Annotated in this window: 19 protein-coding genes; 12 read left to right on the top strand and 7 right to left on the bottom strand. The window is 63.7% G+C overall.

Annotated features, from left to right (window positions below; genetic code table 11):
* Window positions 1-12: 12 nt before the first annotated feature.
* The 10 genes from HWN72_RS29325 (at window position 13) to HWN72_RS29280 (ending at window position 12,028) form a co-directional block, all read left to right on the top strand.
* Window positions 13-1,329 carry an MFS transporter gene (locus tag HWN72_RS29325; protein WP_211152160.1) on the top strand — a complete coding sequence of 439 codons (1,317 nt, stop codon included), beginning with the start codon at window positions 13-15 and terminating at the stop codon, window positions 1,327-1,329.
* Entirely contained in the window at window positions 1,326-4,121 is a 2,796-nt protein-coding gene (locus HWN72_RS29320) for a M14 metallopeptidase family protein (protein ID WP_211152159.1), read from the top strand. Before HWN72_RS29325 ends, HWN72_RS29320 begins: the two co-directional genes overlap by 4 nt.
* A 1-nt stretch (window position 4,122) precedes the next feature.
* Window positions 4,123-4,956 (top strand): carbon-nitrogen hydrolase family protein, encoded by an 834-nt coding sequence (locus tag HWN72_RS29315; RefSeq protein WP_211152158.1) that lies wholly within the window; start codon window positions 4,123-4,125, stop codon window positions 4,954-4,956.
* Between the two features lie 29 nt (window positions 4,957-4,985).
* Window positions 4,986-5,777, top strand: coding sequence for a creatininase family protein (locus tag HWN72_RS29310; RefSeq protein ID WP_248006454.1), 792 nt, complete (start codon window positions 4,986-4,988; stop codon window positions 5,775-5,777).
* A complete protein-coding gene (locus tag HWN72_RS29305) occupies window positions 5,774-6,433 on the top strand; it encodes an RraA family protein (protein WP_248006453.1) in 660 nt (219 codons plus the stop codon). Before HWN72_RS29310 ends, HWN72_RS29305 begins: the two co-directional genes overlap by 4 nt.
* Window positions 6,433-6,936 carry an Lrp/AsnC family transcriptional regulator gene (locus HWN72_RS29300; RefSeq protein ID WP_211152156.1) on the top strand — a complete coding sequence of 168 codons (504 nt, stop codon included), beginning with the start codon at window positions 6,433-6,435 and terminating at the stop codon, window positions 6,934-6,936. The genes HWN72_RS29305 and HWN72_RS29300 overlap by 1 nt, the downstream gene beginning before the upstream one ends.
* A gap of 158 nt (window positions 6,937-7,094) precedes the next feature.
* Entirely contained in the window at window positions 7,095-8,396 is a 1,302-nt protein-coding gene (gene metC / locus HWN72_RS29295) for a cystathionine beta-lyase (protein WP_289357775.1), read from the top strand.
* On the top strand, window positions 8,397-10,865 hold the full coding sequence (locus tag HWN72_RS29290) for a TonB-dependent siderophore receptor (RefSeq protein ID WP_211152155.1): 2,469 nt from the start codon (window positions 8,397-8,399) through the stop codon (window positions 10,863-10,865).
* 66 nt (window positions 10,866-10,931) lie between these two features.
* On the top strand, window positions 10,932-11,774 hold the full coding sequence (locus tag HWN72_RS29285; RefSeq protein ID WP_289357774.1) for a sulfite exporter TauE/SafE family protein: 843 nt from the start codon (window positions 10,932-10,934) through the stop codon (window positions 11,772-11,774).
* Between the two features lie 14 nt (window positions 11,775-11,788).
* Window positions 11,789-12,028, top strand: coding sequence for a DUF6356 family protein (locus tag HWN72_RS29280; RefSeq protein WP_211152154.1), 240 nt, complete (start codon window positions 11,789-11,791; stop codon window positions 12,026-12,028).
* 345 nt (window positions 12,029-12,373) lie between these two features.
* Here HWN72_RS29280 and HWN72_RS29275 read toward each other — a convergent pair whose 3' ends face one another.
* The gene (locus HWN72_RS29275) at window positions 12,374-13,837 is read right to left on the bottom strand and encodes a cadherin repeat domain-containing protein (RefSeq protein WP_211152153.1); all 1,464 of its coding nucleotides are present in this window, start codon (window positions 13,835-13,837) and stop codon (window positions 12,374-12,376) included.
* 343 nt (window positions 13,838-14,180) lie between these two features.
* Between HWN72_RS29275 and HWN72_RS29270 the strand changes: the two genes are divergently transcribed.
* Window positions 14,181-15,203 (top strand): IS110 family transposase, encoded by a 1,023-nt coding sequence (locus HWN72_RS29270; RefSeq protein ID WP_211152152.1) that lies wholly within the window; start codon window positions 14,181-14,183, stop codon window positions 15,201-15,203.
* Between the two features lie 295 nt (window positions 15,204-15,498).
* On the opposite strand, the gene HWN72_RS29265 is transcribed toward HWN72_RS29270, so the two are convergent.
* The 6 genes from HWN72_RS29265 to HWN72_RS29240 form a co-directional block, all read right to left on the bottom strand.
* The gene (locus HWN72_RS29265; RefSeq protein ID WP_069710045.1) at window positions 15,499-15,804 is read right to left on the bottom strand and encodes a type II toxin-antitoxin system RelE/ParE family toxin; all 306 of its coding nucleotides are present in this window, start codon (window positions 15,802-15,804) and stop codon (window positions 15,499-15,501) included.
* Window positions 15,801-16,049, bottom strand: coding sequence for a type II toxin-antitoxin system ParD family antitoxin (locus HWN72_RS29260; RefSeq protein ID WP_008829273.1), 249 nt, complete (start codon window positions 16,047-16,049; stop codon window positions 15,801-15,803). The genes HWN72_RS29265 and HWN72_RS29260 overlap by 4 nt, the downstream gene beginning before the upstream one ends.
* A gap of 359 nt (window positions 16,050-16,408) precedes the next feature.
* Window positions 16,409-16,528, bottom strand: coding sequence for a hypothetical protein (locus tag HWN72_RS31450; RefSeq protein WP_248006452.1), 120 nt, complete (start codon window positions 16,526-16,528; stop codon window positions 16,409-16,411).
* Between the two features lie 128 nt (window positions 16,529-16,656).
* Window positions 16,657-17,478 (bottom strand): IS5 family transposase, encoded by an 822-nt coding sequence (locus HWN72_RS29250; protein ID WP_211152151.1) that lies wholly within the window; start codon window positions 17,476-17,478, stop codon window positions 16,657-16,659.
* 635 nt (window positions 17,479-18,113) lie between these two features.
* Window positions 18,114-18,377, bottom strand: a complete 264-nt coding sequence (locus tag HWN72_RS29245; RefSeq protein WP_211152150.1) for a hypothetical protein — start codon at window positions 18,375-18,377, stop codon at window positions 18,114-18,116.
* 376 nt (window positions 18,378-18,753) lie between these two features.
* A complete protein-coding gene (locus HWN72_RS29240) occupies window positions 18,754-19,236 on the bottom strand; it encodes a hypothetical protein (RefSeq protein ID WP_069710041.1) in 483 nt (160 codons plus the stop codon).
* A 341-nt stretch (window positions 19,237-19,577) separates the two neighbouring features.
* Between HWN72_RS29240 and HWN72_RS29235 the strand changes: the two genes are divergently transcribed.
* On the top strand, window positions 19,578-20,516 hold the full coding sequence (locus tag HWN72_RS29235) for a CorA family divalent cation transporter (protein ID WP_211152149.1): 939 nt from the start codon (window positions 19,578-19,580) through the stop codon (window positions 20,514-20,516).
* The last annotated feature ends 129 nt before the right edge of the window (window positions 20,517-20,645 follow it).

The raw sequence follows: 20,645 nt of genomic DNA, 5'->3' as shown, positions 1-20,645 counted from the left end.
GGAAGACCTGCCATGACGACTACGGCGCTTCCCGCCGAGGGACAGCTTGCGCGTCCCGTACCCGGCCGCAAGGACATCGCGCGGGCCTTGGCCTCGGCGATGATCGGCAACTGGTTCGAACTGTTCGACTTCATCATCTACGGCTACTTCGCCGCGCAGATCGGCATCGCCATGTTCCCGGCCGCCGATCCGGTGACGACGATTCTCTCCAGTTTCGCGACGTACGGCGTTGGCTTCGTGATGCGCCCCGTGGGCTCGATGGTGCTCGGATCGATGGGCGACCGCTTCGGGCGCAAGTCGGCGCTGGTGCTGACGATGATGCTGATGGCGGGTGCGACCTGCGCCACCGGCCTCATCCCGACGTATGCTTCGGTAGGCCTGGTGGCGCCTTGTGCGCTCGTTGTGTGCCGTCTGGTGCAGGGTTTTGCGGCCGGCGGCGAGTGGGGCGGGGCGACCACGTTCCTTGTCGAATACGCCCCAGCCAACAGGCGCGGGCTTTTCGGGGCACTGCAGCAACTGAGCACCAGCCTCGCGGTGGTCTCCGCCGTGCTGGTGGCGCTGACGCTGAATTCGGTGCTTTCGGCCGAGGACCTGCAGGCCTGGGGCTGGCGCGTGCCGTTCGTGCTGGGCATCCTGATCGCGCCTTTGGGCTTCTACCTGCGCGCGAAAGTCCCTGAAACCCCTCACTTCAAAGCCGAGCGCGAAGTGCCCGAGCACCCCTTGCGCGAAGCACTGACCATCCACCGCCGCACCGTGCTGACGATCGCGGGCATAGTCGTGATCTGGACTGTCGCGGGCTATACTTACGGCACTTTCCTGGTCAGCTTCGCCAGCCAGGTGCTGGAAGTGCCCTCGCGCTATGCCTTGCTCGGCACCCTGACCGGCGCGCTGTGCAACGTCGCGGTGATCCCGCTCGCAGGCTGGGCCTCGGACAGGGTCGGACGCAAACCCTTCCTGCTGGCGAGCGCCGCCGGTTTCGCGATCGTCTCGATCCCGCTCTTCCTGTTCATGGCAGAGGCTCGCAGCGGCATCTCGGTCATCACCGCGACGGCGGTTGCGGGCGTGTTCTCCGGCCTCTTCAGCGGTACCGCGCCGACGTACTTGTGCGAACTGCTGCCGACCCGGGTGCGCTACACCGCGCTGTCAGTGGGCTACAACGGCGCGGTGATGCTGTTCGGCGGCTTCGCGCCCTTCATCGCGACGCTGCTGGTGCGCCTGACAGGGGTGACCATCGCCCCGGCCTTCTACGTCACGGCCGCCGCCGTGCTTTCCTTCCTCGTGATCGCCTTTGTGCGCGCGCCCGATCCTGCAAAGGCCATCGACCGATGAGACTGACCCGCGCTCTCCTCCTCGCCACCTGCCTGACGCTGGCGTCTCCGGCGCTCGCGCAGGAAAGGCCGGTGCCGACGCCCGAGCAGGTGCTTGGTCACCGGATGGGCGAGGACCGCTACGTTCCGTCCTACGACGACATGATGGCCTACTGGAAGGCCGTCGCCGCCTCCAGCGACCGGGTGAAGCTGGTCGATATCGGCCCCAGCACCGAGGGGCGCAGGCAGGTCATGGCGGTCGTCTCCTCGCCGGAAAACCTCGCGAAACTGGACGCATACCGCGAGACCAGCCGCGCGCTCGGCGCCGCAGAGGGCATCGACGCGGCAAAGGCGCGCGTCATGGCCGCCACCGGCAAGGCGCTGGTGTGGATCGACGGCGGCCTCCACGCCAGCGAGGTCGAGGCGCAGACCGCACTGATCGCACAGGTCCACGATCTGGTCTCCTCCGACGACCCAGAGGCGCGCAAGATCCGCGACAACGTCGTCACCCTGTTCGTGCCGGACAACCCGGACGGCCAGCAGTTCGTGGCCGACTGGTACATGCGCTTCAAGGATCCGATGAAGCGCGAGGCCGACTTCAAGTCGCTGCCGCGCCTTTATCACCCCTACGTCGGACACGACAACAACCGCGACTTCTTCCTCGCCACGCAGGTCGAGACGCAGAACATGGTGCGCGTGCTCTACCGCGACTGGCGCCCGCAGATCGTGATGAACCAGCACCAGACGGGGCCTGCCGGCACCGTGCTGTTTCTCCCGCCGTTCCGCGATCCGTTCAATTATCACTACGAGCCGTTGGTAATCTCCAGCCTCGACGAAGTGGGCGCGACGCTGCAGAGCCGTCTGCTGTCCGAGAACAAGGGCGGAGCGACCACGCGCAGCGGCGCGCACTACGACACCTGGTACAACGGCAACCTGCGCACCTCGACGTACTTCCACAACGCGGTGGGCATCCTCGTCGAGATCATCGGCAGCCCGGTGCCCGAGACGATCCCCTTCGTTCCCGAGCGGCAGGTGCCCGGCAATGATCAGGCGCTGCCCGCCAAACCCGGCCCGTGGTCGATGGCGCAGTCGGTGTCCTACAGCCTCTCGCTCGCGCGCGGGCTGCTGACGTATGCCGCCAACAACCGCGAGAGGCTGCTGTTCGTCCGCTGGCAGATGGGCGCCAATGCCATCGCCAAGGGCTCGACCGACAGCTGGACGATCTCCAAGGACCGCATCGAAGCCGCCCACGCAGCGCTGGCCGAGCGCGGCGGCAAGCCCAAGCCGGTGCGCACGCGCGGCTGGAGCGAGATCGACGCCGACCTCTACGACACGGTGCTGCATGATCCGGCGCAGCGCGATGCGCGGGCTTATGTCGTGCCGGTCGACCAGCACGATTTCCCGACGACGGCGAAGTTCCTCACCTCGCTCTCGCGCCTCGGCGTGGAGATGAGCCGTGCGGAGGAGCCGTTCACCGCTGCGGGCAAGACCTGGCCTGCGGGCACGTACATCGTCCCCGCCGCGCAGGCGTATCGCGCCCATGTGCTCGACATGTTCGAGCCGCAGCATTACCCGAACAACTTCGCCTATCCGGGCGGCCCGCCGATCCCGCCCGCCGACGCTTCGGGCTATACCCCGGCGTTCCAGGCGGGCGTCGAGTTCGCTCGTGCGCTCGATCCCTTCGCGGTGAAGATGCGTCCCGTCAGCGGCGAGATCGCGCCCGATGCGCAGCCGATCGCGGATGCAGGCGTGGAGGGCACCTCCGGCGGCTGGCTCGTCAGCCATGACCAGAACGACGCCTTCCGTCTCGTCAACCGTCTCCAGGCGGCGGGCATCGCGGTGAGCGCGTACAAGACGCCGCTCGCCGTGGCCGGGCGCGCGGCCGAGCCGGGCGCATGGTTCGTACCTGCATCGGCCGAGGCGCGCGGTATCGTCGAGGAGGGCGCGAAGTCGCTCGGCCTCACCGTGCAGGCGGTCGCCGCCGCGCCGCAGGGCGAGCGGCTTGCCGTGAAGAAGCCGCGCGTCGCGGTGGTCGATCTCTATGGCGGCCTCCATCCCACCGGCTGGCTGCGCTGGATCTTCGACGGGCAGGAGCTGCCCTATTCGATCGTCTACCCGCAGGAAGTCGACAAGGGCGGCCTTGCGAAGTCGTACGACATCGTCGTCGTGCCCGACGCGGCGATCCCGAATGCCCGCTCGGGCGTGGACGGCGGCATGTTCCGTGGCCGCTTCGACAGCGTCCAGCCCGATCCCAAGGACATGCCCGCCAAGTACCGCGCCTCGCTGGGTGACATCAGCGCGGAAAAGACCATCCCTGCCCTCAAGGCCTTCGCGGACGCGGGTGGCACGGTGCTGGCGATGGGTTCGTCCTCCTCGGGCCTTGCCGCAGCGTTCAAGCTGCCGGTCGCCGATCCGCTGCTGGTGGAGAAGGACGGCAAGCGCGTGCCGCTGTCGAACACCCAGTTCTATGTCCCCGGCGCCGTGCTGACGGCGGATACCAATGCGGCGGACCCGATCGCCTGGGGCCTCAACCCCAAAGTGGACTTGTTCTACGATTCCAGCCCTGTGTTCCGTCCGACCGCGCCGGGGGCTTCGGTCGCGGTGTCGTTCGGCGAGGGCGCGCTGCTGCACAGCGGCTGGGCCTGGCATCCGGAATACCTGAAGGACACCGCCGCCGTCCTGACGGTGCCGCAAGGCAAGGGCAAGGTCGTGCTCGTCGGGCCCGAGATCGCCCTGCGCGCCCAGACCCAGGGCGCTTTCAAGATCCTGTTCAACGCCATCGCGCTCTCCGCCGCGCGTCCTCAAGGAAAGTAAGATGCTGCGCGCAGCCGTCATTCAGCTCAATACCCGCAGCGACAAGGTCGCCAACCTCGCCGCCATCGAGGCCGCCGTGCGCGAATGCGTGGCGAAGGAGCGCCCCGACTGGGTGCAGCTTCCCGAGCATTGCGAATGGCTCGGTGGCTCTGCCGGTGCCCCCGCCGTCGCCGAACCCTACCGCGATGGCGACACCTGGACGCTGCTCTCGCGTCTCTCGCGCGAACTGAAGGTGTGGATTCACGGCGGCTCGTTCTACGAGCGGTCGGACAATCCGGGCCGCGCCTACAACACCACCGTCGTCTTCGACCGCGACGGCGTTGAACAGGCGCGCTACCGCAAAATCCACCTGTTCGACGTGACCACGGCGGACGGCGCGAAGTTCCACGAATCCGCCACCGTCGATCCCGGCAAGGCGATCGTTACCTACGATTGCGAAGGCGTCACCGTCGGCTGCTCGATCTGTTACGACGTGCGCTTTCCAGAGCTCTACCAGCAACTGGCGAAGCAGGGCGCGGCGCTGATTGCGGTGCCCGCCGCCTTCACCCTGCTGACCGGCAAGGACCACTGGGAAGTCCTCCTGCGTAGCCGTGCGATCGAGACCGAGTGCTGGGTCGCGGCGGCAGGTCAGTGGGGCACGTACCAGACGCCTGCGGGCGAGCGGCAGTCGTTCGGCCAGTCGATGATTATCGACCCGTGGGGCACCGTCGTTGCGCGCGTGTCCGAAGGGCTGGGCAGCGCCTCCGCCGCCATCGACATGGGTATCCTGAACCGCGTGCGCAGCCAGATTCCGGTCGCCGCGAACAAGGCGATCCGCATTGAGGCCAGCTTGTGAACTGCGTCCGCCCCCACGCCCTGCAGGACTTGAGCCACGCCGCCTTCGCCGCGCGGATCGCGAAGGATCGCCCGGTGATCGTCCTGCCGCTCGGCAGTCAGGAGGAGCAGGGGCCGCATGCACCGATGGGCGATTTCGTCGCCGCCGAGCGCATCGCCATGGCAGCCGCCGAAGCGGCGGGTGCGGTCTGCGCGCCGGTGCTGCCTTTCGGGTTCGCCGAGTTCTTCCGGGGTTTCCCCGGCGGCATGCAGCTGCGCGGATCGACTTTCCGCGCGGTGCTGCGCGACATGATCGACAGCTTCCTCGATCACGGCCTCGACCGCATCGTCATCGTCAACGGCCATTCCACCAACGCCCCGCTGATCGCAGAAGTCGTCCACGCGGTGCGCCGCGAGACGGGCGTGGTGGTTCCCGCCGTCCATCTCTGGCGCTCGCTGCCTGAGGCGGTGTGGCAGGAGGCCCATGGCGACAAGGCTGCTGTCGCACGCGGCCATGGCGCCGATCCGGTGACTTCGGTGATGATGTACCTCGCCCCCGGCCTCGTCGGCGAGGGGAAGTCGGGCGCCACCCCGCGCAAGCCCGTGTTCGGGCTGCCATCCGATCCGCACTTCGCCAGCGCGCAGTTCGGCGGCGTGCCAGTGGACCTGCCGCTCGATGCCACCGAAGTGGCGGACGATGGCGTCGGTTCGGGCGATCCCTCGCTCTCAAGCGCGCGGGCGGGGCAGGTGTTCACTCGCTTCCTCGTCGGCCACGTCGCCGATTTCCTGCGTCACTTTGCCAAGTGCGATCCGCGCAGCCCCGAAGCGGCGCCGGGAGAATGACGTTCGATCGCCAGCCGATGCCCCCGCAGGCTGCACTCCATCTGGTGCGCGGTCTGTCTCGCGTGGAGACTTCAACGCTGGGGCACTGGCGGCTCTGGGGCCTGTGCGATCCGGCGCTGCGGCCGCTCGCACCCGGCATGAAGGCGTGCGGAACGATCGTCACTCTCGCTCTGCCTGGTCCGGACGGCGCGCTGCTGCACGAGGCGCTCTCGCATCTGCGCGGGGGCGACGTGCTGGTGATCGACCGGCTTGGCGACACCCGCCATGCTGCGGTTGGCGGCGTGGTCGCGGCGGCGGCGATGCGGCGCGGGATCGCGGGCATCGTCGTCGATGGTCCCGTGGCGGACCTTGGCGAAATTCTCGAGACCGGTCTGCCGGTCTGGGCGCGCGGGGTGAGTGCGCGCACCACCCGGCGGCTGGGGCTGGGCGGGCGGTTCAATGCTGCGGTTAGCGTCGGCGGCGTGGTTGCGCGGCCGGGGGATATCGCGCTGTGCGATGCGGACGGCGTGGTCTTCCTCTCGCCCGAGGACGCGGCGGGGGACATCGACCGCGCCGAGGCCGCCGTGCGCCGCGAGACTTTGATCCGCGACGGGCTGGCCAGGGGCATCGCGCTCGAAGACCTGCTCGCCCCGCCGGCGCTGGCGGAGGTGCGCTGATGGCGCCCGCCCCTTCCGGACGGCTGACGCTCGACGATGCCGATATCCGCATCCTTGGCGCGCTGCAGAAAGACGGCACGCTGTCGGTCGCGGCGCTGTCGGAGGTTGTTCACCTGTCGCACAACAGCTGCTGGCGGCGGCTCAAGCGGCTGGAGGCGGCAGGCGCGATCACCGGCCGCGTGGCGCTGCTGGATCCGGTGAAGCTGGGGTTGGAATTGACCGCCTATGTTTCGATCCGCACCAGCGAGCACAGCGACGAATGGCTGCGCAGCTTCGCGCACGCGGTCGAGACGATGCCCGAGATCGTCGAGTTGTACCGCATGACCGGCGACGTCGATTACCTGATGAAGATCCGCGTCTCCAGCATCGCGGCCTACGACGCGGTCTACAAGAAGCTCATCGGCATGGTGAAGCTCACCGACGTCAGTTCCGCCTTCGCGATGGAGGAGATGAAGAACACCACCGAACTGCCCCTCGCGATGTCGCCCTGCAGGGCGGGGTGATGAATGTGCGGGGGATGAAGAATTCGGGGTGATGGACATCACGGCATTTCGCGAAACGGCGCGAAATCTGGGTGAGATCGTCAACGCCGCTACCGACTAGAAGACACGACAACGCCGCGCGGCCTTCGAACCCCGCGGGATACGACAGGAATTTCAAAGTGATTACCGAAGACGGCGGCAAGGGTGAAGCGACGCGGATGATCCATCCCGCAATGGATGGCAAATTCACGCTGCGCACGGCCGCACCTGTTCTTCAGCGTGGGACGACAGTACTTCTCGACGACTACGGCTGCTTCGGCCGCGAAGCGCCCACGTACGGGCGCGGCGGGCTGGCGACGCAGGCGGCGCTGCGCGTCTCGCTGTGTGAACTGGAGGGCGGCGAGGTGGCCGAACTCTACCCTTCGGGCCTCGCGGCGCTGTCTGGCGCGATCCTCGCGGTGTGCCGTACGGGCGACGAACTGCTGGTCTGCGAGACCATCTACGGCCCCACCCGCCGCTTCGCCGAGACGACGATGGGCGACTACGGCGTCACCGTCCGCTACTTCCCGGCTGATATCGCGCTCGATGATCTGGCGACGATGATCGGCGATAGAACCCGCCTGATCGTGCTGGAGGCGCCCGGTTCGCTCACGCTCGACATGCTCGACATTCCGGGCATCGCTGCGCTGGCACGGGCGCGCGGCGTGCTCACGCTGGTCGACAACACTTACGCTGCGGGCGTGCTGTTCAAGCCGCTGGCGCATGGCGTCGATATCTCGGTGCAAGCGCTGACCAAGTACGTCTGCGGCCATTCCGACGTGTTCATGGGCAGTGCCGTCGCCAGCGGCGAAGTGGGCGCGTTGCTGCGGCGCGGGTCGCGCAGCATGGGCTGGGCGGTTTCTTCGGACGACGCCTACCTTGCCCTGCGCGGCATGCGCACGCTGCATGCGCGCCTTGCCCGTCACGGCGAGGCGGCGCTGGAAGTCGCCGTATGGCTGCGCGCGCAGCCGATGGTGCGCGAAGTGCTCTGCCCGCAGCTTCCGGGCGCGCCGGGCCACGACCTGTTCATGCGCGACTACAGCGCGGGAAACGGTCTCGTCACCGTGGTGCTCGACGGGCCGGAGAGCGCCGAGCGCGCCTTCCTCGATGCGCTCTCGCTGTTCGGCCTCGGCTTCTCGTGGGGCGGGTTCGAGAGCCTGGCGATTCCATGCGGCGGCCAGATCCGCCAGCGGTCTTTCGCCGCTGACACGACATTCCCGGTGATCCGCCTCCACGTGGGGCTGGAGGACACCGCGGACCTCATTCGCGAACTTGACGACGCGCTTTCCGCATTTGCGGCGGCGGTCGGCGAGGGCGCGCAAACCGGGACGGGACAACCCGCCGGACACGTCGGCGCCGTCGCCCCTTCGGGCAACGATGCCCAGGGAGACAGCGTCATCTATCCGGCGGCAGCAGATACGCCGCCCATCATGGGGGTTTGAATGCGTAGAATACTCGTTACCTCGTCCATCCTCGCGCTGAGCATTGCTTCCGGCAACGCAGCGTACGCCCAAGCTGCTGATGATACCGCAGCACCGGGCGGTTCGGACATCGTCGTCACCGGCTCGCGCGGACAGGCCCGCACCGTCGCCACCAGCCCGACGCCGATCGACGTCATCAGCGGCGAGCAGATCGCCCAGCTCGGCGGCTCGATGCAGCTGCGCGACGTGCTGAGCCAGCTGGTGCCTTCGTTCCAGTCGCAGCAGGTCGGTTCCTCCTCGTGGAACTCGGTCACGCGTCCGGCGGGCCTGCGCGGTCTTTCGGGCGTGCACGTGCTGGTGCTGGTCAACGGCAAGCGCCGCCACAACTCGGCGCTGATCGACCTCAATTCGGGCTCGACCTCGATGGGCGGCAATCCGGTCGACCTCGACCAGATCCCGGCCAGCGCGATCGCCCGCATCGAAGTGCTGCGCGACGGCGCGGCGGCGCAGTATGGCTCGGACGCCATCGCCGGCGTCATCAACGTCATCCTCAAGAGCAACCCCGATGCGGGCAGCGCCTCGATCGAAGCGGGCCAGCGCTACAAGGACAGCGTCAACGGCAGCGACGGCGAGACCGTCTCGGCGCAGCTGTCCAAGGGCTTCCACCTTGGCGACAACGGCTCGATCGTGGTCTCTGCCGAAGCCAAGCGCCAGAAGGCGACGGTGCGCAATTCGGATTACACCGGCCGCATCTATTCGCGCATCAACGGCGCGGACGATCCGCGCGAAGCGACCGGCGACCGCCGCCGCTACCAGGGCGGCCTGCCCGACCTGAAGTCGGTGAATCTCGCCCAGAACAGCGAGATCCAGGCGGGCGACCTGACGCTCTACAGCAACGCCACCTTCGGCTACCGCGAGGCGCGCGTCGGCCAGGCGGGCCGCTATCCCAGCACCACCAGTGACATCGTCGAGATCTACCCCGACGGCTTCACGCCCTACTACACGATGGCCGAGACCGACTGGCAGGCCACGGCGGGCATGAAGGAGACGGTCGACGGCTGGAACCTCGATCTCAGCACCACTTACGGGCGCGACTACGTGCGTTCGGGCGCGGACAACACGCTCAACGCCTCGCTCGGCACTTCCAGCCCGACCAGCTTCGACACGTTCAGCTCGGCGTTCGACCAGTGGACGACGAACTTCGACGTCACCAAGGGCTTCGAGGTTCTGGGCGGCCGTAACCTGCAGGTCTCGGCAGGCGCGGAGTTCCGCTATGAAAGCTACGTCACCAAGTCGCTCGACACCGCGTCGTGGCAGAACGGCGGCTACGTCTACCCGACCGGCTCGGCGCTGGCCGGACAGCCCGGCGCGATCGGCGCGCAGGGCGCGACGGTCATCACCCCGGCCGACGAGGCGAGCATCCAGCGCACCATCGGCGCGGCCTACATCGACCTCGCGCTCGATCTCACCGATCGCCTGCTGGTGACCGGCGCGGGCCGCTTCGAAACCTATGACGACAGTTCGGGCAGCGTGTGGAGCGGCAAGGTCTCGGCCTTGTGGAAGGCTACCGACTGGCTGAACTTCCGCGGCGCGTTCTCCAACGGCTTTCGCGCACCCTCGCTCTCGCAGCAGGCTTATGCACAGACCGCCACGCAAGTCTCGCTGGTGAACGGTTCGTACCAACTGATCGAATCCAAGATCCTGCAGACCGGCTCCGCTATCGCGCAGGCGCTGGGCGGCAAGGACCTGAAGCCCGAGAAGTCGCGCAACTACAGCTTCGGCGTGACGCTGACGCCGCTGGCGGGCTTCACGCTGACCGTCGATGCCTACCAGATCAACATCGACGACCGCATCACCCTGACCGGCCTGCTCTCGAGCGCCGGGGTGCGCCAGATCCTGCGCGACAACGGGTTCTCGGGCGATCAGTACGTACGCTTCTTCGCCAATGCCATCGACACCCGCACGCGCGGTATCGACGCGGTGGCGAACTACAGCTTCACGCTGGGCGACTTCGGCAACGTCCGTGCGAGCGCGGCGTACAACTACAACAAGACCAAGATCACCCACATCGCCGACAACCCCGAGGAACTGGCGAACCTGGGCCTGACCCTGTTCGACCGGCAGACGCAGGGCTACTTCACGGTCTTCACCCCGCATGACAAGGTCATCCTCGGCCTCAACTGGTCGAAGGGGCCGTTCTCGGTCAATGCGAAGGAAACCCGCTACGGCAGCTGGAAGGCGCTGGCGAATCTCGTCAATGGCCAGCCTACCGCTGATCAGAGCTACGGTGCCAAGTGGATCACCGATGTCGAAGTGGGGTTCCAGGTGACCGAGAAGCTCAAGCTCTCGGGCGGCGCGTACAACGTGTTCAACACCTATCCTGACAAGAACACAGTGACCAACACTATCGGCAGCTCGCCTTACGGCAGCAACTCGCCGTTCGGTGCTTACGGCGGCTACTACTACGGCCGTCTCTCCTTCGACTTCTAACCTACCCATCCTGGCGGCCGGACCGGCGCCGACTGCGTCGGTCGGCCGCACTTTTCCCCTTACAACGTGACGATTTCACACCGCCGGGGCCTGCGGGCTTTCGCGCGGGGTGTCGTCCTGCGCCCGGTTCCCGCGATGCTGTTCCTGCTCCATGCCCACCCTCTGATGACCGCGATCGGCTGCGGCGGCCTGATCGGTCTCGTGCTCGCGCTGATCGGTGGTGGCGGCTCGGTGCTGGCGACGCCGATGCTGGTCTACGTGATCGGGCTGGGCAATCCACACCTTGCGATCGGCACCGGCGCGATCGGCGTCGCAGTGAATGCGGCGATGGCATTGGCCGGGCACGCGCGGGCGGGCCGGGTGCGCTGGCGAAGCGGCCTGCTGTTCGCGCTATGCGGCCTCGGCGGGGCGAGTCTGGGGTCGAGCCTCGGCAAGCTGTGCGACGCTGAGTGGCTGCTGCGCGGTCTGTCGGTGCTGATGCTGGTGATCGCCGCGTCGATGATTCTGCGCCGTGCCGTGGAAGACGCCGCCACTGTCCCCGCTTGCTGGCGCCGCCTTGCCGGGTTCGGCGCGGGCAGCGGCGGGCTTGCGGGCTTCTTCGGCATCGGCGGCGGCTTCATGATCGTGCCGGGCCTCGTCAGGGCGACCGGCATGTCGACGGCCGAGGCGGTGGCCACCTCGCTCATCGCGGTCACCGCTTTTGGCGCGACCACGGCCGCAAACTACGCGGCGTCGGGTCTCGTCGATTGGGCGGTGGCACTCGCGCTTATCGCAGGAGGGCTGATTGGCGGTCTTGGAGGCGGCGCGATTGCCGGCCAATTGACCGGCCAACGCGACCTCCTGCGCTTTCTGTTTTCCACGCTCGTCGCTGCAATGGCTCTGGCCATGCTGGCGAGCACCATCAACTGAAGGACTCTCACTTAATGCTGCGCAAGATCTTCCAGGAGCACCCGAAATCTGTCGGCGAGACCTACGTCGAGCATTTCCACTCTGCATTCGGCTTCGGGACCATGATGATCGTTGGGGGGATCAAATGCGTGATCCACGGATTTTTGCCTCCCATGTTCAAGACATCCGGGAGTGACGCAGTCCGGCAACTTCATGTGAAAATGGTGACGCACCGCCGTCGTGACACACCGCACGGCAAAGCATCGGAAGCATGAGATCATTCTAGGCGTTCGGGTCTGCGGCGGTATGTCGAGTAGCCGCCAATGACCCCGCTATTTTATTTGAATCCTGAGTTGGCCGTCAGGCGTCTGCTTTGAACGAGCAGCATTTATACCGACAGGCGCTTTCCAGAGCAGACTTTCGTCCATGTGGCCAGTACAAGGCATTCAGAATGGGAAGAACTGCCGGTCCGCACCTGAGTGAGTAAAATTGGCGGCTAAGCGAATGACAGGGGTCGCCTTATAACCGGCCGCGACGGCATGGTACGCAAGCACGATGGCATGTCCGGCGGGGCCCGCCCTCATTTCCGAGCTCGCCCCGCCGCCGGGCTTCTTGTGGGGCTACGCGGGAATGACAAACGGCCCGGACGCGTCGACGCGGAATAACTCGCCGTCCGAGTCGAGAATGTAGAGGTCACCAGAAGCATCAAGCACCATGCCCGCTGGGTTATCGATCGTTCCGGCATCGGGCGTAAAATCGGCATCGCGGATCTCCAGCGTGCCTTGCGCGACATTGGTCTGCCCTGTCCAGGGTATAGTCCAGATATGTCCACTCTTGTCGGCCAAGACATACCGGTCGGCCAAGCCGGTCAGCCTTCCTCGGTATATGAGTGCGGCGACGATGCCCTTGCTTTCGCGCCGGTTGGTGCCGACGGGGAGGACGAGCGACGGCGCGAACAGGTTTGCCAGCGCAGAACCGCCTGCATTGCGTTCCTGCTGTCCGTCGTAATAGGGCCATCCGAAATTCATGCCCAGATACCGCAAGGGGGCGGTCGTCACTTCGCTGAATTGCTCTCCCTCATCGGCGATTCCGAACAAGTTCTGTTCGAGCTTTGCGATGGCTGTCGGCGCATGCAGGCCAAGTCCCACGAGGCGTGGGTCGAAGTAGTGCGGGATCGCGCGGTTGGGGGCGGGATTGAAGGGATCGGGGTCGAGCCCGTAGTCATAGAGCTTGCCGTAACGGCCACCTGCCGGGCTGCTGTCCTGTGCACGCGCTCCCCCCTGGTCGCCGATCCCCACGAAGATCTCTCCGTCATACTGGCCCATGACGATGGACGTACCGTCCGCCACCGCGGCGATGTCGCTTTCGACGACGACGTCCTTGTAAAGCGAGACCCCGCAGCGGATGCAGGCGATGGACGCCACGCCGCCTTTTTCTTTGAGGACGTAGAGGCTCTTGTTGGGACCGAACGTGTATCCCCAGGCCAGGCCCAGGATGGTCATGCCATCGACCGACCGGCCCGACGCGTCTGTGAACAGGTGGAATGTCGAACTCGCGCCGGTAGCGCCGTTGATCAGGGAGACAAGGCTGCCGCTACCCGCGACCACCAGTTGATGCGTGTCTTCAATGCTGGCGATCGCATGGGTAGCTCCGAGCCCGGTGGCGATGCGCTTGACCGAAATGCCCTCGCGCTCGTTCGTCACGGTGATTGCCACGGCCTGGGTAGCGCTGAGCTTGCCGTCGCTGGCAGCAATCGTCACTTCGTAGACGTTATCGCCATTGGCGTCTGCAAAGAGGTCGAAGTTGGGCGCTTGCTTGAAATAGAGTTCACCCTGCGTGCCAAGAGTGAAAAATGCAGCATCCGCACCTCCGGTTATAGAAAATGACACAGGATCGTGATCCGCGTCGGTTGCGGTGGGGAGGTAAACATGTGCCGAAGAGTTTTCGGCGACTGATGCCTGTCCAGAAGACGAGAACGAGGGCGCGCGGTTAGGGCTTGCGGGGGCAGTCGATCCGCCGCCGCCTTCGCCGCCGCCGCAGCTGGCAATACCCATGGCCAATAGCGCAGCTGATGCACGTTTCATTCTATGGTAGAGCGCTCCGCGCTTCGATCCAGCCATTTGTATGTCCTACCCTGATTTTGCCCGGTAGAAGCGTCTATCCCTATGTTAAAAAAGGACAAGTATTGGAGGCCGATGCGCATGGGGATAACTGCAAGAATCCTGTGAAGTGCGAGGCATCCCATAAACGGATCCATTCAGTACTACTGGTGGGTACGGAGCCAGTCTTGGATGTTTAAAATGGGAAAGCAGACAGGCCGCATCTGGAGACGGAGAATCATTTGCTGAGCGACCGAGAATGATGACGTGGACGGCTCTCCAACCCTCCCGCAGGATGACCTGCGGATGAGCCGGAACGAGAGCCACGATGGCAACAGTCACGACGATTGGTTTGGACCTAGCGAAGAACGTGTTCCAGGTGCACGGTGTGGATGCCGATGGTGCGGCGGTATTGCGCCAGCGATTGACGCGCGGGCGCATGCTGAAGTTCTTTGCGAAGTTGCCGCCTTGTTTGATCGGGATCGAGGCCTGCGCCTCATCACATTTCTGGGCGCGTCAGCTCATGGCGCTGGGTCATGATGTAAAGCCGATGCCGGCGCAGTATGTGAAGCCGTACGTCAAACGCGGCAAGAATGATGCTGCCGATGCCGAAGCGATCTGCGAAGCGGTGACGCGCCCGACCATGCGGTTCGTCGGAATCAAGTCACCGGAACAGCAAGGCGCGATGATGTTGCATCGTGTTCGCCTTATTCTCAATCGCCAGCGGACACAGCTATCCAACGCCCTGCGAGCGCATATCGCAGAGTTTGGTATCGTCGCGCCAATCGGCAGGAATGGAATCGACCAGCTCCTCGATATTGTGGCTGACACGGAAGACGCTCGTTTACCCACGGATGTCCGGACCTGCCTGGACATGCTGGCAGCCCAACTGCGCATTGTGAAAGAGCAAATCCTCGAGAATGATCGCCGGATCATGGCAAGTGCGCGGGAAACGGAAATCGGTCGGCGGCTGATGGAGATACCGGGCGTGGGACCATTATTGGCAAGCGCGATCGTTGCGACTGTCCCTGATCCCTCAATCTTTCGCTCAGGCCGCGACCTAGCGGCTTGGATCGGGCTGGTGCCTCGGCAAAACTCCAGCGGCGGGAAGGAGCGCCTTGGTGCCATCACGAAGGCAGGACATCGCTATTTGCGGCAGATGCTCATCGTCGGTGCTGTGGCGGTCATTCGCTTTGCTGAGCGCCATAAGTCGAAGCGGCCCTGGCTCGTGCAGTTGCTGGCGCGTAAGAAGGTCAAGGTTGCCGCCGTGCCGCTCGCCAACAAGAATGCCCGCATGATCTGGGCGATGATGACCAACGGTGAACGGTACCGCGAGCCGCAGATTGCATAGAGCTCAGCGCTGACGATGTTGGGAAGGGCGGACAGGAGCTAATGAACAAAGTCGGTTGAAACCGCCGGATCGGGAAAACCCATGTTTCGACCCAGCACCTCGAGTGCGCGAGAATGGTTGGGACCCGAGCCGCGCTAATGGCATTATGGCCAGCGGTGATATGTGCCGCATAAAAAGGCCGGACACATGGCCGCACCAACCACCGCTGCAAAAGCTCAATATGCCACTTGCCAGCGGAGAGCCGTCCACACAGGGTCGGGAGCTGAACCACTTACGGCGATGAGAGCCGTAGACCTCAAGAGTTGTGCAGGGCCGCGACCAAATCGCGGGAGCCGCTGATAATTCGCTGTACGGTGACGATAGCCATGTCAACGGTATATGCGATCAACACGCGACGTTCGAATGTGAGTGTCCTCAGACCTGCAATCAAGTCGTCGCGAGGGGATCCGCGGTGAGGAAAATCAGCCAACCCGGCAATGCGCTCTTCGATCCTGGCAAGGTAGCCGTTTGCAGTGGGCAGGTCAGTTTCCGCGCTTACCCATTGGTGAAGTGTGATCAGATCTTCGATCGCCAATGCCGACAATTGGACGTCGTAGGTCATGCTTTGGCGACGGAAGCACGTACCTGAGCGAAGGCCTTGTCGAGCGCCATTGGGGGACGAGGGTCGGCCAAAGCCTCCGCAACGCGAACCCGGATCAGTTCATCCAGCACCGCCTCTTCACGATCTAGCGCGCGCAGGCCTGCCCGCATCACTTCACTCATCGAGGCATATCGACCGGAAGCCAGATGTCGTTCAGCATGCGATGCCATCTCACCGAGCGTTACCGAAATTGCTTTCGCGGCCATGTCTACCTCCACTTAATATGATTAAATCATACCCGATCTTTCGCTTGCAAGCTAGTGACTGATTAGCGGGATGATCCCACGAGAGATTTTCCGAGTGAAGGCAACTGTCGGCTCCCAGCGAGCGGGAACTGACTCATGAAGGTCTGAGAAGATTGACACCTGCCGGGTTGGCAGACCGTCAGCAGCTGGGTGTCACGCATTGGATGTTGAGGGTCTGCAATGGGTCGACTGTAGTAAGGGCTTCTAGGCGTCGTTCAGGCCGCGCAACTGCTGCGACGCAACTCCCCAGAGCTGTCGACTCCGGCTAACCCGTCAGCCGGTATGAACCACCGTGTCTGCGGCGTAGGCCTTGCGCTTTCCTAACGGCTGCTCTTCCCCAGTGGTGTGTCGCTCGATGTCTGCCGCTCTAACTCGCAATTCAGCTCGGCACCCAGCAAAAGCACGTAGGCCGAAAGATACAGCCACGTGAGCAGTACCATAGCTGCGCCGAGCGACCAGTACGTGGCGTCATAATTGCTGAAATCCGCGAACTAGAGCCCAAAGCCGAATGTCAAGAACATCCATGAGCAGGGTGTAAGTGTCTGATTCAAAATTGCGGGCGTGGCAATCAGGGCCTTGCGATGCGGCGAGCATATAGCTGGATGGATGCGATAAAGAGCCAAGCTGTGGCGGACGCGATGGTCTCCTCGAAGTCCTTTGCCAGACGCCGGTTGCGGCTCAGCCATGCGAGCGTTCTTTCGACGACCCATCGTCGCGGCAAGACCTCGAAGCCCTTGGCAGTATCGGACCGTTTGATGATTTCGACGGTCCACTTTCCGATCCGGCGCAGGGCCTCCCTGAGCTTGTTTCCGGCATAGCCGCCGTCTGCAAACACGTGACGCAGCCAGGGGAAGCGCCTGACGATTTCTCCAAGAACCAGCGGTGCCCCGTCCCGGTCCTGAATGTCGGCGGCGTGCACAACGGCATGGACAAGATTTCCATCGGTGTCGGTCAGGATGTGCCGTTTGCGTCCTTTGATCTTCTTCCCTGCATCGTAACCGCACAGGCCACCGCTTTCGGTCGTCTTGACCGACTGGCTGTCGATCACGCCAGCGCTGGGAGAAGCCTCTCGCCCATCAGCTTCTCGGGCCATCATCAACAAGGTGTGGTTTATCGTCAGCCACAGCCCGTTGTCTCGCCACAAGTAGAACCAATGCCGCACGCTCGACACCGGCGGAAAGCAAGGCGGCAGCATCCGCCATGGCAGGCCTCCGCGCAGTAGGTACAGAATTGCCTCGACGATGCGTCGTAATGGCCATTTGCGGGGCCGTCCGACACGAGACGCAGGTGGAAGCAATGGCTCCAGCAGCGCCCACTCGGCATCCGTCAAATCGCTTGGCAAAGCTAGCCCTGTTCGCGCATGAAGGGCGCGAGTGGTATCGGTCCACATCGTTGAATCCATGGTAGTTTTTGGCGAAACCCATGAATCAATGACAGGCCAAAGCGTCAAGCTAACCTGCTGATACCACTCAACTTATTTTCCGATCAGGCTCTAAAGATCGAGCCAAGCGTAAGCCACCGCGATTTCACGCGTGCCCCGTTAGGGCCAAAGCGGTCGATGACCGCGGCCCGAGCGATGCCCACCTCGCCAACGAGCAGGTACGAAACAATAGTAATCTGAACGGCAAAGAAAGGTGGCGCGCCACTGAAACTGGCACTGAGCGTGGACAGACCGACATCTTGGAAGATGCAGGCCCTAGCTGCTGCAGCGCCTGGATTCGAGCTTACCTATCCTCGTCTCCGATGATGGCGCCTGCTGTTCCGCCCACGACAGCACCTTTAGTTGTGCCCAGACCCGTCTCACTTCCGGCAGCCGCGCCGCCCGCACCGCCGATCAGACCGCCCCGCGTGGCGCCATGCGAGCACGCGCTCGTGCCAGAGGCCAGCACGACGATCAGCGCTATCCGGCGGCGACCTTAATGTTCATAATGGGATCCTCCTGTTGCTTTGAACTGGAGCGAGCGGCCGGTGGGAATGTTCCCGATAACCCGGGCAACACCACGTTTCCGCTAAATAACCTCGAAATTACTGGCGCATATCCGCTGCCGTTGCTCCGGTGAGGCCACCAAGAATAGGACTCGCCACTGTCGGGAAAAGCAACTCGATAAGCTGCGAACCGCCATCGATGCCAATTGCACGACACGAGGAGGCTGCCGATGCAAAAGCCAAGTCGATTTGCGACGGCGCAAGCGCACCTTTCGCCATCAGAACCTGCGCCAGCGAAGCGATGGAAAACAGCGCGGCCATCGACCCGTCAACGGCATCGATGGCAATACTGCGATCCGTCATGCGTGTCCTATCTGCAGTTGCCGCCCGGTCGAGGCCGGCGATGGTTTCCTGCGGGAATCGTACGATAAGCCCGGTTTGATCCAGACACGCCGGTTACTAGGGCTTATCATTGATCCGATTTGTAAGCAGGCTTTCGGGAATTCGCGATCGGCATCGCGCTTATCGGTGCCAGCGCCGGGACAACCTGGGAAATCGGGCAACCTAGCAACTGGATCCAGGAACTCGAAATGTCGGGTAGCCCTTTCCACCTTCGAACACGCCAAGGCGCGGCAACTTTCCACCCTTCTGTCAATCGACGCGGGGAAGCGGGTCGGGGGCGACCCGTCAAACCGAGGCCCGCTGATATCGGCTAAGCGCATCGTCCAGCGCCATGCACTCAGGGATGAAGATCTCGCAGCCTGCCCCCGACAGCACCGGCTACGCTGGCGATAAAGGCGCCAACCACAAGGGACAGTCCGGTAAAGCCAGCCAACGTCACCGCCGCCTCTCTCATCGCATCGGCGGCTGCATGCGTACTTTCCATATCGACCGTGGGAACAGCAGGATTGGCAAGAGCGCCCGCAAGAACGGCAACGAGAGCAAGAAAGACCGTTGCAGTCGCCCAGGTTAGAAAGCCATGCGCGGTGTCGCGGAAGAACACCTCGTCGCTATGCAGACCGTGCCAGCGAGTGCGCAAACGACCTGCAAGATAGCCGCCGCTGAGCGAGGCCAGCCATTGAGTCACGATCATCCAGATGCCGGCCCCGATCGCAAATGCGGAGCCTTTTGCCCCGACGCCTGGCCATGGGGATACAGACCCCAGTCCAAAGGCGGATCCCAGGATCATGAGCACCAATGTGACGGAGATGGCGGCGATCACACCTCCCAGGATCGCAGACCATGATATGGCTGATCCGGGTTCGCCAGCAGGGGCCCCGCTGGGGTAAAGTTCTGGATTGACGTGCGGATGTGCAGGCTCAACCATGGTCAGTGCCAGAACAGGAGGAGAAGCAGGATTATCGGCAGCGGAATGCCGAGCAGCCAAAGAACAATTCCCTTACCCATGATTGCCTCTCCAAGAACAACGACATTGTTACAGAACAGAAACAAAACTGTCTGACCGTAGTTCCCAATCATCAGGCGTGCTCATGATCGAATGCCTTGCACTCAGCATGGCCTGAGGGCCGCATCCGTTTCTAACAGGGCGATTAGGATCAATCCATGCTGCGATCGTTCCCAGAAGCCGAGAGTGGCGCGAGTGGCGTCTGGATCGACCTGCTCTCGCCTGACCCTGATGAGCGCTCCATTGCCGAGCAGCGATGTGGTTTGAAACTGCCGGCTCGCGAAGCGTTGAGCGAGATCCAGGCTTCGAGCCGGCTACGCGCAGATGGCGACGTCCTCTATATGAGCGCGGCTCTGATTTCGGGTACCGGCGCCGGGGAGTGGAGCAATGCGCCAACCGGCTTCATCCTGACCCCCGATACCTTGATCACGGTGCGATATGATTATCTGGAACCGTTCGATGCGGTCGGTGAAAAGCTCAGGCACGACGTGGACGTAAGCGCAGCAAGTGTGCTGGCAACGCTGCTCGAGGACATTGTCGGTCGGGCTGCCGATCATCTGGAACAGGCGTCAGCAGTCGTATCCAAAGCGTCGCAATTGCTCTTCATTGAAGAAGAGGAACGGCCCGGGCTTAAGCGGGAAACCCGCAAGATACGTCTGATAATGCGTGATGTAGGGCGGGCCAGCGATCAGGCATCGCGCGTGCGCTATGCGTTTCTCAGCCTGGGCCGGATGGTCAGCTTCATTCTGGATCGTTGCACACCGGACCTTGATCAGCTCATGCAAGAGCGGTTCGATTCCATACGGCATGACATCAACTCGCTCGATGAGTTCGAGACCAGTCTTGAAGGGCGCATCCAGCTGCTTCAGGACGCTGCAGCCGCTTTTCTGAGCATTGAGCAGAACGATGTCGTGAAGGTACTTACAGTCGCCTCAGTCGTAGGTGTCCCGCCCGTTCTTGTCGTGGGCGTCTACGGCATGAATTTCAGGAACATGCCAGAGTTGAGTTGGGAACTGGGCTATCCCTACGCGCTGATCCTGTGTCTTGTATCGGGTCTGCTGCCCTATCTCTGGTTCAAATGGCGGGGGTGGATCTAACTAGCACCGCCGACCCGTCGAGCCTCATACTGCTGACTATGGCCGTTCCCCCAGCGGAACCTCGATCATCGATATTCGCTTTTAATTGCAACGGATTCAAACGGCCCTTAGCATGCGAGGTAGTGAGCG

The sequence above is a fragment of the Novosphingobium sp. HR1a genome, assembly GCF_015594425.1.
Classification (GTDB): domain Bacteria; phylum Pseudomonadota; class Alphaproteobacteria; order Sphingomonadales; family Sphingomonadaceae; genus Novosphingobium; species Novosphingobium resinovorum_A.
Note: the sequence above shows the minus strand (reverse complement) of the source record. Positions and strands in the feature narration are given on the sequence as shown.